This is a genomic window from Microtetraspora malaysiensis, assembly GCF_050947145.1.
GTDB classification, from domain to species: Bacteria; Actinomycetota; Actinomycetes; order Streptosporangiales; family Streptosporangiaceae; genus Microtetraspora_A; species Microtetraspora_A malaysiensis.
Map to the genome: position 1 here is coordinate 6,317,766 of NZ_CP191998.1, position 14,355 is coordinate 6,332,120.

Annotated in this window: 13 protein-coding genes; all 13 read right to left on the reverse strand. The window is 70.9% G+C overall.

The window, feature by feature from the left end; all coding sequences use genetic code 11:
• Nucleotides 1-61 precede the first annotated feature (61 nt).
• The 13 genes from gltB to hisI all read right to left on the reverse strand — a co-directional run bounded on the left by gltB (nt 62) and on the right by hisI (nt 14,351).
• Nucleotides 62-4,603 carry a glutamate synthase large subunit gene (gltB, locus tag ACQP1V_RS29805; protein ID WP_433413353.1) on the reverse strand — a complete coding sequence of 1,514 codons (4,542 nt, stop codon included), beginning with the start codon at nt 4,601-4,603 and terminating at the stop codon, nt 62-64.
• A 365-nt stretch (nt 4,604-4,968) separates the two neighbouring features.
• Nucleotides 4,969-5,883, reverse strand: coding sequence for a hypothetical protein (locus ACQP1V_RS29810; protein WP_433413354.1), 915 nt, complete (start codon nt 5,881-5,883; stop codon nt 4,969-4,971).
• Nucleotides 5,880-6,599 carry a VIT1/CCC1 transporter family protein gene (locus ACQP1V_RS29815; RefSeq protein ID WP_433413355.1) on the reverse strand — a complete coding sequence of 240 codons (720 nt, stop codon included), beginning with the start codon at nt 6,597-6,599 and terminating at the stop codon, nt 5,880-5,882. Before ACQP1V_RS29815 ends, ACQP1V_RS29810 begins: the two co-directional genes overlap by 4 nt.
• Complete coding sequence (lgt, locus tag ACQP1V_RS29820) at nt 6,596-7,555, reverse strand: prolipoprotein diacylglyceryl transferase (RefSeq protein WP_433413356.1); 960 nt, start codon at nt 7,553-7,555, stop codon at nt 6,596-6,598. Before lgt ends, ACQP1V_RS29815 begins: the two co-directional genes overlap by 4 nt.
• Before the next feature lie 83 nt (nt 7,556-7,638).
• Nucleotides 7,639-8,391, reverse strand: coding sequence for a DsbA family protein (locus tag ACQP1V_RS29825; protein ID WP_387408866.1), 753 nt, complete (start codon nt 8,389-8,391; stop codon nt 7,639-7,641).
• 10 nt (nt 8,392-8,401) lie between these two features.
• Nucleotides 8,402-8,905, reverse strand: a complete 504-nt coding sequence (locus ACQP1V_RS29830) for a DoxX family protein (RefSeq protein ID WP_433413357.1) — start codon at nt 8,903-8,905, stop codon at nt 8,402-8,404.
• Between the two features lie 233 nt (nt 8,906-9,138).
• Nucleotides 9,139-9,933 carry a tryptophan synthase subunit alpha gene (gene trpA, locus ACQP1V_RS29835; RefSeq protein WP_067128584.1) on the reverse strand — a complete coding sequence of 265 codons (795 nt, stop codon included), beginning with the start codon at nt 9,931-9,933 and terminating at the stop codon, nt 9,139-9,141.
• 115 nt (nt 9,934-10,048) lie between these two features.
• The gene (gene trpB, locus ACQP1V_RS29840) at nt 10,049-11,272 is read right to left on the reverse strand and encodes a tryptophan synthase subunit beta (protein ID WP_433426001.1); all 1,224 of its coding nucleotides are present in this window, start codon (nt 11,270-11,272) and stop codon (nt 10,049-10,051) included.
• A 17-nt stretch (nt 11,273-11,289) separates the two neighbouring features.
• Nucleotides 11,290-12,102: an indole-3-glycerol phosphate synthase TrpC gene (trpC, locus tag ACQP1V_RS29845; protein WP_387408864.1), complete on the reverse strand. Its 813-nt coding sequence runs from the start codon at nt 12,100-12,102 to the stop codon at nt 11,290-11,292.
• 168 nt (nt 12,103-12,270) lie between these two features.
• Entirely contained in the window at nt 12,271-12,702 is a 432-nt protein-coding gene (locus ACQP1V_RS29850) for a DUF2752 domain-containing protein (RefSeq protein WP_433413358.1), read from the reverse strand.
• A gap of 5 nt (nt 12,703-12,707) precedes the next feature.
• Nucleotides 12,708-13,163 (reverse strand): CD225/dispanin family protein, encoded by a 456-nt coding sequence (locus ACQP1V_RS29855; protein ID WP_433413359.1) that lies wholly within the window; start codon nt 13,161-13,163, stop codon nt 12,708-12,710.
• A gap of 142 nt (nt 13,164-13,305) precedes the next feature.
• Nucleotides 13,306-13,965, reverse strand: coding sequence for a Trp biosynthesis-associated membrane protein (locus ACQP1V_RS29860; RefSeq protein WP_433413360.1), 660 nt, complete (start codon nt 13,963-13,965; stop codon nt 13,306-13,308).
• A complete protein-coding gene (gene hisI / locus ACQP1V_RS29865; RefSeq protein ID WP_067128577.1) occupies nt 13,962-14,351 on the reverse strand; it encodes a phosphoribosyl-AMP cyclohydrolase in 390 nt (129 codons plus the stop codon). Before hisI ends, ACQP1V_RS29860 begins: the two co-directional genes overlap by 4 nt.
• Nucleotides 14,352-14,355 lie beyond the last annotated feature (4 nt).

Genomic DNA, 14,355 nt, shown 5'->3' on the forward strand with positions numbered 1-14,355 from the left:
CCCCCTTATCGGTGTGCGTCGGTCGAACGGTTGACGGCGAAGCGGACGTCGGTCATCGGCCTCACCCCTGCGCCGCGGCCATGACGGCCTCGTCGATGTCGCGGCCTTCGAGCCGGGCGGCCTCCGCCGCCTGGAGCACCCGCTTGTAGTCGGTCGGCATGACCTTGCCGATCCGCGTGAGCGCGGCGTCCCAGTCGGCCAGCAGCCCCTTGGCCACGGCCGAGCCGGTCTCGGCCAGGTGCCGCTCCACGATCGCCCGCAGGAACGCGGCGTCCTCGTCCGTCAGCGACTCGATCTCCACCATCTCCCGGTTGACCCGGTCGGCGTTCAGATCCAGCACGTACGCGACGCCGCCGGACATGCCGGCCGCGAAGTTGCGCCCGGTCGGCCCGAGGACGACGGCCCGGCCGCCGGTCATGTACTCGCAGCCGTGGTCGCCGACGCCTTCGACGACGGCGGTCGCGCCGGAGTTGCGCACGCAGAACCGCTCGCCCACGACGCCCCGGACGAACACCTCGCCGGAGGTGGCCCCGTACAGGCCGACGTTGCCGGCGACGACCTGGGTCTCGGCCGCGAACGGCGCGTCCGCGGGCGGGCGGACGACCAGGCGGCCTCCGGACAGGCCCTTGCCGACGTAGTCGTTGGCGTCGCCGACGAGCCGCAGCGTGACGCCGCGCGGCACGAACGCGCCGAACGAGTTGCCCGCCGACCCGGTGAAGGTCACGTCGATGGTGTCGTCCGGCAGTCCGGCCCCGCCGTACCTGCGGGTCACCTCGTGGCCGAGCATCGTGCCGACCGTACGGTTGACGTTGCGGATGGGCAGTTCGAGCGTGACCCGGTCGCCGTACTTGAGCGCGCCCTCGGCGAGCTGGATGAGCGTGTTGTCCAGGGCACGGTCGAGGCCGTGGTCCTGCTCGACGAACTTGCGCAGCGGAGTGCCCGCGGGCAGCGCCGGCTGGTGCAGGATCGGCGACAGGTCCAGCCCCGCGGCCTTCCAGTGGTCGACGGCCGCGGTGAAGTCCAGCATCTCGGCGTGGCCGACGGCCTCGTCGAGCGAGCGGAAGCCGAGTTCGGCGAGGTACTCGCGGACCTCCTGCGCGATGAACTCGAAGAAGTTCACCACGAACTCGGGCTTGCCGGTGAACCGCTTGCGCAGCTCCGGGTTCTGCGTGGCCACACCGACCGGGCAGGTGTCCAGGTGGCAGACCCGCATCATGACGCAGCCGGAGACGACCAGCGGCGCGGTGGCGAAGCCGAACTCCTCGGCCCCGAGCAGCGCCGCCACGATCACGTCGCGGCCGGTCTTGAGCTGGCCGTCCGCCTGGACGACGATCCGGTCGCGCAGGCCGTTGAGCAGCAGCGTCTGCTGGGTCTCGGCCAGGCCGAGCTCCCACGGCGTTCCGGCGTGCTTGAGCGAGGTCAGCGGCGAGGCGCCGGTGCCGCCGTCGTGGCCGGAGATCAGCACGACGTCGGCGTGCGCCTTGGACACGCCCGCGGCCACGGTGCCGACGCCGACCTCGGACACCAGCTTCACGTGCACGCGGGCCCGCGGGTTGGCGTTCTTGAGGTCGTGGATGAGCTGGGCCAGGTCCTCGATCGAGTAGATGTCGTGGTGCGGCGGCGGCGAGATGAGGCCGACGCCGGGCGTGGAGTGCCGGGTCTTGGCGATCCACGGGTACACCTTGTGCCCCGGGAGCTGGCCGCCCTCGCCGGGCTTGGCGCCCTGGGCCATCTTGATCTGCAGGTCGTCGGCGTTCACCAGGTACTCGCTGGTCACGCCGAAGCGGCCGGAGGCCACCTGCTTGATCGCGCTGCGCCGGTCCAGGTCGTACAGCCGCTCGGGGTCCTCGCCGCCCTCGCCGGTGTTGGACTTGCCGCCCAGCCGGTTCATGGCGATGGCGATGGTCTCGTGCGCTTCCATCGAGATCGAGCCGTACGACATGGCACCGGTGGAGAACCGCCGGACGATCGACTCGACCGGCTCCACCTCCTCGATCGGCACGGGCGTGCTCTTACGCAGCCGGAACAGGCCGCGCAGGGTCATCAGCCGCTCGGCCTGGCCGTCGACCAGGGAGGTGTATTCCTTGAAGATCTCGTACCGCCGGCCGCGGGTGGCGTGCTGCAGCTTGAAGACCGTCGTCGGGTTGAACAGGTGGGGCTCGCCCTCGCGGCGCCACTGGTACTCGCCGCCGACCTCCAGCCGCCGGTGCGCGTTCTCGGCCCGCGGGTAGGCCCGCTGGTGCCGCTCGGACGCCTCGAGGGCCAGGACGTCGAAGCCGACGCCGCCGAGCCGCGAGGTGGTCCCCGTGAAGCACTCGTCGATGACCTCGGCGCCCAGGCCGAGCGCCTCGAAGATCTGCGCGCCGGTGTACGAGGCGACCGTGGACACGCCCATCTTGGACATGATCTTCAGGACGCCCTTGCCGTACGCCTTGATCAGGTTGTGCACTGCCGCGCGCGGCTCGACGCCGGGCAGCCGCCCGGCCTCGACCATGTCCTCGACGGTCTCGATCGCGAGGTAGGGGTTGACCGCGCTCGCGCCGTACCCGATGAGCAGGGCCATGTGGTGGCACTCGCGGGCTTCACCGGTCTCGATGACCAGGCCGACGCGGGTGCGCGTCTTCTCCCGGATGAGGTGGTGGTGCACCGCGCCGGTGAGCAGCAGCGCCGGGATCGGCGCCTTCTCGCGGGAGGAGCCGCGGTCGGACAGGACGATGATCCGCGCGCCGTCCTCGATCGCTCGCGAGACCTCCTCGCGGATCTCCCGCAGCCGCCGCAGCAGCGCGTCACCGCCGCCGCCCACGTGGAACAGCCCGGAGACGACGTACGGCTGGAAGCCCGGCAGCGCGCCCTCGTCGTTGATGTGGACGATCTTGGCGAGCTCGTCGTTGTCGATCACCGGGTAGGGCAGCACGAGCCGGCGGCAGGAGGCCGGGCCCGGGTCGAGCAGGTTGCCCTCGGGGCCGATGGTCGACTGCAGCGAGGTGACGAGCTCCTCGCGGATCGCGTCCAGCGGCGGGTTGGTGACCTGGGCGAAGAGCTGGCTGAAGTAGTCGAAGAGCAGCCGCGGCTTCTCGCTCAGTACGGCGACGGGCGTGTCGCTGCCCATCGACCCGATCGGCTCGTAGCCGTGGCGCGCCATCGGCGTGAGGATGACCCGCAGCTCCTCCTCGGAGTAGCCGAAGGTCTGCTGCCGCTTGACGAGCGCTTCGTGCGTCGGGTGCTCGTGCTCGCGCGCGGGCAGCTCCTCGAAGCGGACCAGGCCCGCGTGCAGCCAGGCACCGTACGGCTCGGCCGCCGCGAGCTCGGCCTTGATCTCGTCATCCTCGATGATCTTGCCGCGCGAGGTGTCGACCAGGAACATCCGGCCGGGCTGGAGGCGGCCCTTGCGGACGACCTTCTCCTGCGGGATGTCGGCCAGGACGCCGGCCTCGGAGGCCAGCACCACCAGCCCGTCGTCGGTGACCCAGAAGCGGCCGGGGCGCAGGCCGTTGCGGTCGAGCACCGCGCCGACGAGCGTGCCGTCGGAGAAGGTGATCGACGCCGGCCCGTCCCACGCCTCCATCAGGGTGGAGTGGAACTCGTAGAACGCCCGCCGGGCGGGGTCCATCTCCGTGTGGTTCTCCCACGCCTCCGGGATCATCATGAGCACGGCGTGCGGGAGCGACCGGCCGCCCAGGTGGAGCAGTTCGAGCGTCTCGTCGAAGGACGCGGTGTCGGAGCCGTCCGGGTCGCAGATCGGGAACAGCCGCTCCATGTCGCCCGGGATCACGCCGCTGGCCAGCATCGCCTCGCGGGCGCGCATCCAGTTCCGGTTGCCCCTGACGGTGTTGATCTCGCCGTTGTGCGCGACGTACCGGTAGGGGTGGGCGAGCGGCCACGAGGGGAACGTGTTCGTGGAGAACCGCGAGTGGACCAGCGCGATCGCGGTCGCGTACCGCTGGTCGGACAGGTCGGGGAAGAACGGCTCGACCTGCAGCGAGGTCAGCATCCCCTTGTAGACGACCGTGCGGCTGGACAGCGAGGCGAAGTAGACGTCGGCCTCGTGCTCGGCCCGCTTGCGGAAGGCGAAGGCCAGCCGGTCGAGGGCGATGCCGGTCGCGCCGTTCGGTGCGGTGATGAAGAGCTGCGAGAAGTGCGGCATGACCGCGCGGGCGCTGGCGCCGGGGAGCGCTGCGTCGACGGGGACGTCACGCCAGCCGAGGACGGTCACGCCCTCCTCCGCGGCGATCTCCTCGATCAGGCCGACGGCGACGCCGCGCGCCTGCTCGTCGCGCGGAAGGAACGCGAGACCGGCGGCGTACGCGCCCTCGGGCGGCAGGGGGCTGCGCCATTCCAGGTCGGCCACGACCGCGCGGAAGAACGCGTCCGGGATCTGCGTGAGAATGCCGGCTCCGTCGCCGGTGTCCGGCTCGCTGCCACTGGCCCCTCGATGGTCCAGGTTGCGCAGCGCGGTCAGGGCCTTCGCGACGATGTCATAGCTGCGGCGGCCGGCGACGTCCGCCACCATGGCGACACCGCAGGCGTCGTGCTCGTTCGCGGGGTCGTACAGGCCCTGAGGCTCGGGGAAGCCTCCGGCATGGCCGAGGCGGGCAGCAGGCATGAATCCCTCCCGTCGTCATCTTCTGCTCGAAAACAGAGGGACGACGTTGGCCCTGCTGCGGTGATAGGTACGTCAAACGTTACCGCATCCTGCCCGATTAGTCCCAACCCGGTGCGCTTCGCGAACCTTCGCTGGGGCGAACCGTGGTGGAGAGAAGGGCAGGAGGCGGGACGTATCACCCACCGGGAAACCGCTTCGTCGCGGTGCGGCGAGCGCCCTTTCGCTGCGCTCTTCCTTGAGCGTCGCTCGCCCTACATCCCGGCTGATCCCGGCATTTAACCTACAACATCATCATTCAAGCCGATATTTCGGTATCTGGTGGGAAAGGCAAACTTTGCCCTGGTAGCGGGTGAGCGGGTTCCGGCCTACTGCCCCACGGGGGTCGGAGAGGGCGAGGCCGGGGATCCGGCCCCCTCCCCTGTCCCGGACTCGGTGGGGCCCGGCTCGGCCGGCTGGGCCGTCTCCTCCCCCGGCGACGGCTTGACGGTGATCGAGGGAACGCCCGCGACCGCGACGACGCGCTTGTAGAGCGCCCGTTCCACATCGCGTACGGCAAGGCCGAGCGTGACGAAGTCGTCCTGCGGGGTCGGGTCGGCGCCGTCGGCCCTGCCGATCCAGACCAGTCCGACGTAGTGGCCCATCGCGTGGCCGCTCGCCTCGGTGTACCCGGTGAACCCGGCCTTGGCCGGGTCGAGCGGCAGCATCCAGCCGCCCAGGTAGAGCGACTTCAGCCGCTCGACCAGGCCGTCGGCGGCCGTGACGTCGGCAAGGTTGAGCATGGCGTACTGGGCGATGTACGTGCCGTCGGCGCTGGTGTAGAAACCGCGCGCGATCTGCGTGCACCCCGCCTCGGACAGCTCCTGGACCAGGTCGGCGCCCCAGACGGACTGGCGGCACCCGCTGTCGAGGTGGACACCGACCCGCTTGAGGGTGATTTTTCCTGCCTGCACGGTGCGCCCCCCGAAGAGCTCCTTCAGGGTGAGAGGAGCGGCGTCGGCCTTGCGGTTCGCGATGGGGGCGAACTGCTTGAGCGAGGACCAGGCGCGGTAGTCGCCGGGCCGGGCCCCGCCGAGGGAGCTCGATCCCTGCGCCGGCGGGACGTCACCGCTCCCGATCATGTTGGCCAGGAAGATCAGGGCCACCACGGAGGCGACGCCCGCCACCACCGATCCGATGCCGATGACGAGCCGCTGCTGCAGGACGCTCAGCCCGAACTCGGCCAGGGTGTCGCTGGTCCAGCGCTCCGAGGGCGGCTGCGACCTGCGCTTGCGCTTCGTCACAGACCGCTTGCTCCGACCGCCGTGCCGAGCCCCCACGTGAGCGCCGCCGCCACCGCGCCCACCAGGAGTTGGCGCAGCCCGCTGAACCACCAGCTCCGCGCCGTCACCTGGGACACCACCGCGCCGGCGGCGAACAGCGCCACCGAGGACGCGATCACCGACACCCACAGCCCCTGCACACCCAGCAGGTACGGCAGGAGCGGGATCAGGGCCCCGATGGTGAACGACAGGAACGAGGAGACCGCGGCGAGCATCGGCGAGGGCAGGTCGTGCGGATCGACGCCGAGCTCGGCCCGGGCGTGCACCTCCAGCGCCTTCTCCGGGTTCCTGGAGATCTGGCGGGCGACCTCCCTGGCCGTCTCCGGCTCGACCCCGCGCTGCACGTAGAGCTGGGCGAGCTCGGCCTCCTCGGCCTCCGGATTGCGTTCGAGCTCGCGACGCTCGACGTCGATCTCCGCCTGGGCCAGCTCGCGCTGGCTGGCCACCGAAACGTACTCGCCGCCGGCCATGGAGAAGGCCCCGGCGGCGAGGCCGGCCACGCCGGCGAGCGCGATGATCTTGGTGTCGGCCGTGCCGCCCGCCACGCCCGCGATGAGGGCGAAGTTGGAGACGAGGCCGTCCATCGCGCCGAACACCGCCGGGCGCAGCCAGCCGCCGTTCACGTCCCGGTGCTGGTGATGGATCTCGGCGCGAACCCCCGAATCTGCGCCGGTCATCGCCGGCTTCCTCCCTGTTCTGGTGAGGCGGCCGCCTCACCGGTGGTGTCGGAGCCGGCCGAGCCGCCCTCGGGTGAATCGGCTGCGTCAGAGCCGCCGTCCGCCGCGCCGGACTCGCCCGGGTCGCCTGCCGGGCTCTCGGCGCCGAGCGGCTCCTCGCCGGTCTTGTTCCGCGCGAACCAGAAGTACGCGATCGCCAGCAGGAAGATCACCACGGCGGTCCACTGGTTCAGCCGGAGCCCGAGGATGTGGTGGGCGGGGTCGACCCGCAGGCCCTCGACCCAGAACCGGCCGAGGGTGTATCCCGCGACGTACAGCGCGAACAGCCGGCCGTGCCGGAGGGCGAAGCGCCTGCCCACGAGCACCAGGATGCCCGCGAGGGCGAGGTTCCACAGCGACTCGTACAGGAAGGTCGGGTGGTAGGTGTCGGCGCCGGGCACCGTGCCGGGACGGCCCGGCTCGATCTCCAGGCCCCAGGGCAGCGTGGTGGGCCCGCCGAACAGCTCCTGGTTGAAGTAGTTGCCCCAGCGGCCGATCGCCTGCGCCACGGCGATGGCCGGGGCAAGGGTGTCGGCGACCGCCGAGAACGAGATGCCCCGGCGGCGGCAGGCGATCCACACCCCGAGGGCGCCCAGCGCGATGGCCCCCCAGATGCCGAGGCCGCCCTTCCAGATGAACAGGGTGTCGATCGGCCGGTTCGGCGCTTCGGGGCCGAAGTAGAGCTGCCAATCGGTGATGACGTGGTACAGCCGCCCGCCGACGAGGCCGAACGGCACGGCCCAGACGGCGAGATCGGTGATCGCTCCCGGCGCGCCACCGCGGGCGCGCCAACGCCGCTCCCCTATCCAGACGGCGACGATGACGCCGAGCACGATGCACAGCGCGTACGCCCGGATGGGGAGCGGACCGAGGTTCCAGACCCCTTGTGACGGGCTGGGAATCGAGGCGAGGGGCATGTCAATGGACGTTACCGTAGACGGACGCGACCTCGCGCACAGCTGGGGAGAACGGGCCGCGAAGATCCACGGCCCGTCCCGTCCTACTTGCCGGCATTGATGATTTCCTGGCGAAGCGCGCTCGGCACGAAGATCGTGTTGTTGTCGATGACGGTGCCGTTCAGCTTGAGCGTCGGCGTCCCCTGGAGCTTCTGGTCCTGCAGCGTCTTGGTGGAGGACTGCTCGTGCGCCGCCTGCTGAGTCTGGTCCTTGACGCAGCTCTCGAAGCCGGGCGCGGTGACGCCGACGTCATTGCCCCACTTCACCAGGTCGTCGGTCTTGAAGCCCTCGGCGGTCTCGCTCGGCTGCTCCTTGAAGAGCCGGTCGTGGAAGGCGATCCACTGACTGCCGTCGGACACGCAGCGCAGCGCGGACGCGGCGCGAAGCGAGTTCGACCGGGTCGGCTCCTGCGAGAAGATCGTGAGCGGGTGGTAGACGACCTTGACCTTGCCTTCGGCGGCGAGGTTCTTGATCGTGGGGCCGCTGATCTCCTCAAGCTGCTTGCAGACCGGGCACTGCGGGTCCTCGAAGATGTCCAGGACCGGCGTGGTGACCCCGGGCTTGGCCATCACGGCGGTGCCGTCGCTCTGCACGGTCACGGGGGCGAGCCCGCCGGCGACCGTCTCGGACTTGCTCTGCTGCGCGGCGTACCACCAGCCGCCGCCGATCACGGCCAGCACGACGACCACCACGGTGATGATCGTGGTCAGGCGCTTGCGCTGCTCCTGCTTGCGCTCGGTTTCCCGTTGCGCCGCGATGCGTGCCCGGACCGAGGCGTCCCTCGCCGCCTTGCTCATGCATCTCTCCCTATGCGTCGGGCTCTTCGCCCTGGAAAATGTCGCCTTCAGGCTGGTGCGGCTCGCGCGGCCCGGTCAGGCCGAGTGCGGAGTCCATCGCGAGGCGGCCCGGCGGACGGATGAAGATCCACGCGGCCACGACCACCAGGCCGAAGTCACGGAGGATCTCCCAGAGATAGTTGGGGCTCTCACCCGCGCCCAGCTCGCCGCCGCCGCCGAAGCAGCCGCAGTCGATGCGCAGACCCCGCGCCCAGGCGGAGGCGATGCCAATGACGAACGCCAGCATGAGCAACCCGGAGACCATGGCCGCGACCCTGGTCAGCAGGCCGACCACCAGCAGGACGCCGATGACGATTTCGACGATAGGCAGACCGTACCCGATGGCCGTGGCCAGCGAGTCCGGCAGGAGTTGGTACGCCTGTACCGCCTGCACCGAGAGCGCCGGGGCGCCGATCTTGAGTCCGCCCGCCACGATGAGCACCGCCGCGAGGACCAGCCGGGCCGCGGTCGTCACCCAGGGTAACGCGGGGTGTTCCGTTCGCGGTCGACCAGGTGCGGCCTTCTGGTGAGTCAACACCATTCGTCTCCTCGCGGGGTTGGCCTCGTTGCCGTCACGATGTCCGGCCGTCACCAGCGCGACGGCCGTGCTATCTGCACATTACTTGGAGCCCACCACATCATGGACGGCATAAGCGCCGGTTAAGCGATCGACCCCCCTGTTATCTGGGTAGGGCCGGCCCCGGTCGGCTACCGGCGGACGCCCGCGGCGAGCTCGGCCGCGAGCTCGCGCACCGAGGCGAGCCCGGACGCCTCGTCGGGCGCGTCGAGGAGACGCCGGATGAACGCGGAGCCGACGATCACGCCGTCGGCGTAGGCGGCCACCTCGGCGGCCTGCGCCCCGGTGCCCACGCCGAGCCCGACGCACACGGGCAGGGAGGTGTGCTGCCGGGTGCGGGCGACCAGGCCCTCGGCGGCGGATCCGACCGACTCGCGCGCGCCCGTCACGCCCATCAGGGAGGCGGCGTAGACGAAGCCGGTGCAGATCTTGGCCACCTTGCCGATGCGGTCCTCGGTGGAGCTCGGCGCGACCAGGAACACGGTGTCGATGCCCGCGTCCTTGCTCTCCTGGAGCCAGACCCCGGACTCCTCGGGCGTGAGGTCGGGGGTGATCGTACCGACGCCGCCGGCGTTCGCCAGGTCGCGCGCGAAGCGGGTCGCGCCGTACCGGTCGATCGGGTTCCAGTACGTCATGACGAGGGTCGCGGCGCCGGTCTTGGCGACGCCCTCGACCGTGCGCATCACGTCGGCGATGCGGGTGCCGTTCTCCAGTGAGCGGTGGACAGCGTCCTGGATGGTGGGGCCGTCCATGAGCGGGTCAGAGTACGGCAGGCCGATCTCGATCACGTCGCACCCGGCCTCCACCATGGCGGTGGCGGCGGCGACGGCCCCGTCCTTGGTGGGGAAACCGGCCGGCAGGTAGCCCACGAGGGCGGCCCGGTTCTCGGCGCGCGCCTTCGAGAAGACCGTCTGAAGTGTCGTCATCGGTGTTCCGTTCGTCTGGGTCGGATCCGCCTCACCTGGGTGGGGCCGCCGTTTCGCCGCTCCGCCGTCGCCGGCCCGGCTCCCCCGCTCAGTCGGAGGATCAGCGTAGAGGTGCTTAGAGGTTGAAGTACTTCATCGCGGTGCCCATGTCCTTGTCGCCGCGGCCGGAGAGGTTCACCAGGATGGTGGCCTCCGGGCCGAGCTCGCGCCCGAGCTTCAGCGCACCGGCGAGGGCGTGCGAGGACTCGATCGCCGGGATGATGCCCTCGGTGCGGGCGAGCAGGGCGAACGCCTCCATCGCCTCGGCGTCGGTGATGCCTTCGTAGACGGCCCGGCCGGAGTCCTTCAGCCAGGCGTGCTCGGGGCCCACCCCGGGGTAGTCGAGACCGGCCGAGATCGAGTGCGACTCGATCGTCTGGCCCTCCTCGTCCTGCAGGACGTACGTGCGGGCGCCGTGCAGCACGCCGACGCTGCCCGCGGTGAGGGTGAGGGCGTGCTCGCCGCTCTCCAGCCCATGCCCGGCGGCCTCGTAGCCATACAGCCGGACTCCCTCGTCACCGATGAAGGCGTGGAAGATCCCGATGGCGTTGGAACCGCCGCCGACCGCGGCGCAGATCGCGTCGGGCAGCCGGCCGGTCAGCTCCAGGATCTGGCGGCGGGCCTCGACGCCGATGATCCGGGCGAAGTCGCGGACGATCTCGGGGAACGGGTGCGGCCCGGCGACCGTGCCGAAGAGGTAGTGGGTGCGGTCGACGTTGGTGACCCAGTCGCGGAACGCCTCGTTGATCGCGTCCTTGAGCGTCTGGCTGCCGTTGGTGACCGGCACGACGGTCGCGCCGAGCAGCTTCATCCGGGCGACGTTGAGCGCCTGGCGCTCGCAGTCCACGGCGCCCATGTAGATGACGCACTCCAGGCCGAGCAAGGCGGCGGCGGTGGCCGTGGCCACGCCGTGCTGGCCCGCGCCGGTCTCGGCGATCACCCGGGTCTTGCCCAGCCGCCGGGTCAGCAGCGCCTGCCCCAGCACATTGTTGATCTTGTGCGCGCCGGTGTGGGTGAGGTCCTCGCGCTTGAGCACGATCCGGGCGCCGCCCGCGTGCTCGGCGAAGCGCGGCACCTCCGTGAGCGTGGTCGGCCGCCCCGCGTACGTGCGCAGCAGGTGGTCGAACTCGCGGAGGAACGCCTCGTCGGTCTTGGCCTTCTCGTACTCGGCGGCCACCTCGTCGAGCGCCGGGATCAGGGCCTCGGGCACGAACCGCCCGCCGAAGATGCCGAACTTGCCGTCGCCGTCCGGGTCGTCGCCGTAGACGCCGTTGCCGGCGAGGTCCGCCGCGGTGACGATGGGTCCTTCTGTCAGGCTCACGACTGCCTCTCCTGCCGAGACGATGGGTGGGCGCCGGCGGTGACCAGATCGTTCACGGCGGCCCTGGGGTCCTTTCCGGTGACCAGGCTCTCGCCGACCAGCACCGCGTCGGCCCCGGCCCGCGCGTACGCGAGCAGGTCGTGCGGGCCGCGCACGCCCGACTCGGCGATCTTGATGACGCCGTCGGGGATCTTGGGCGCGATCTTGGCGAAGACGTCCCGGTCGACTTCCAGGGTCTTGAGGTTGCGCGCGTTGACGCCGATGATCCTGGCTCCGGCGGCGAGGGCGCGGTCGAGCTCTTCCTCGGTGTGCACCTCGACCAGCGGGGCGAGGCCGATCGACTCGGCCCGCTCGATGAGCGAGACCAGCGCGTTCTGCTCCAGGGCGGCCACGATGAGCAGCGCGAGGTCCGCGCCGTACGCCCGGGCCTCCCAGAGCTGGTAGGAGGTGACGATGAAGTCCTTGCGCAGGATGGGGATGTCCACCGCGGCCCGGACCGAGGCCAGGTCCTCCAGGGTGCCGCCGAACCTGCGCCGCTCGGTCAGCACGCTGATCACGTGCGCCCCGCCGGCCTCGTAGTCCGCGGCGAGGGCCGCGGGGTCGGCGATCGCGGCGAGCGCGCCCTTGGACGGGCTCGACCGCTTCACCTCGGCGATCACCGAGACTTTGTCGCCGCCGAGTGCGGCGTAGGCGTCCTTGGCCGCCGGAGCGCGCCCGGCGCGCTCCTTCAGAAGCTCGATCGGCACGGCCTGCTGCCGGGCCTCCAGGTCCTCGCGGACGCCGGTGATGATGTCGTCGAGAACGCTCATGAGCCCTCCTCGCCATCGGCTCGGAGCCCGCATGAGTGAACACTGCCGCGCAAACCTGTTCGCTCGCTACGCTCGCTCACGAGAAGCGGTCCCTCCGGTCGCTGCCGTCGCTACCTTGCCCTGCCGATGCTATCGGCCTCGCCGAGGCCGCTCGGCCATCGGGTCTCGTCAGGGGGCTAGAACGCGACCGAATGGGAGGTTTCGCACCACCCAATAAACGATCACGAGGGCGAGGAAGGCCCACAGATATATGGGCCGCGCCAGGGTGGCGCGGGCGGGCCTCCCCTGCCACGAGCGCAGCGTCCAGCGCCCCCACCAGAACAGCAGGAACGGGATGGTGGCCATCGCGAGCGGGTTGAACCCGAGGGCAGTGAGCGGGTCGGCGTGGGCGAGCGCGTGCATCGCGCGCAGCGTGCCGCAGCCGGGGCAGTAGAGCCCGGTCAGGAAGAGGAAGGGGCACGTCGGGTAGTGCCCGGGCTGGTTGGGGTCCACGGAGCCCACGAACGCGAAGGCCGCGCCGGTGACCGCCGCGACGCCGAGCGGCGCGAGCACCGACCGAATCCGGTCCGCGCCGCGCCGCTCATGCGCTGTCTCCGTCATGGCCCTCAGTATGACGAGCTGCTCACGCTGGCGCTGAACACTCCCAGCACGACGACGAGAACGATGTACAGCACGAAGAGGACAGCAGCCGTGATCAAGGATGCGATCCACCACTTCTTGGCCGACTCCGAAGCGGCCATCGCGCCCTGGAAGTCACCCATCGCCCACTTCGAGTTGACCTGGGTGGCGTAGACGATCGAGACGATGCCCAACGGAAGGCAGCACAGGACCGTGGTGATGATGGCCATCACGAGGTGGTTGTTCGGCGGGGTCGGCGCGGCGCCGTACCCGCCGGGCGGCGGGTAGCCACCATCACCGGGAGGCGGGCCGTATCCGCCGCCGGGCGGCGGGTAGCCACCGGGAGGCGGGTAGCCACCGTCACCGGGAGGCGGGCCGTATCCGCCGCCGGGCGGCTGCGCCCCGTAGCCCCCCGTGTCGCCCGGCTGGTTTCCGTAGCTCATTTCACGGCTCCTATATGGTCATGAGTTGCGGACCGGAAGCTTAGCGACACATCGGACTGGTGTTGCGAGAGTATCCACTTCGTCGGCAATTCGTGACGATGCCGCAAAGCGGGAAATGACCACGTCGCGTGCGGTTTCTTTACTATTTCTTGTCATTTCCGGAATGATCATCCAAATCGACAGTGGGGTCCGTCCCCTCGTCGATCGCGTCCCACAACGCCCGGTCGCCGGTGACCCGTCGCGTCGTCTTCCCGCCATCGCCGGAACGACGCTCATACTTGCCGGACATGCCCGGCCAGGCGCCGGCGAGCAACACCGCCGCCACGCCGCAGGCGGCGAGCAGCGCTCCTCCGGCGACCGCCGCCCACGGCCACGCCGTCACCGTCACACGCGCCGCCTGGCCGGAGAGCGAGCGCGTGGTCTCGGCGACCTCCACGGCCCTCTCGGGCAGCCGGGACGGCCACGCCAGCGCCGCGACGGCGGCGCCGCAGCACGTGAGCACCACGCCGACCAGCCGCCGCCACACGCCTCTGGTCGCAAAAACGGCGAGCACGGCGGCCAGGGCGGCCAGGACGAGAGGCGTGAGGCCGGCGACGGCGTCGCCGCCGTTCACGGGAACCGGCGCCCCGCCGTAGCCGACGGCGGCCCACTCTTTGCCGGCCGCGAACAGCACCAGGCCCGCCCCGGCCGCGCAGCACACCAACCAGGCCATCAGCGAGCGCCGCGCGCCACGGGGCCGGGCGTCGGCGCGGGACACGCCGGTCCCGGCGGCCGGACCTCCCGCGCCCGGGGACGACGTCATGACCGCTCGCCGCCCCGCGTCGCGACGTCGTCCCCCGCGTGGCCCTGGACGGCGTCGAGCACCCCGGCGTCGAAGCAGGTGCGGTCGCCGGTGTGGCAGGCGGCGCCCACCTGGTCGACCTTCAGCAGGATCGTGTCGCCGTCGCAGTCGAGGCTCACCGACCGCACCCACTGCACGCTGCCGGAGGTGTCACCCTTGATCCAGTACTCCCCCCGGCTGCGGGACCAGTACGTGGCCCGGCCCGTGGTGAGCGTGCGGTGCAGCGCCTCGTCGTCCATCCAGGCGAGCATCAGCACCTCGCCGGTGTCGTGCTGCTGGACGACGGCGGGCACCAGCCCGTCCTGGGTGCGCTTCAGCCGCGCGGCGATCTTCGGATCGAGGGACATGCGC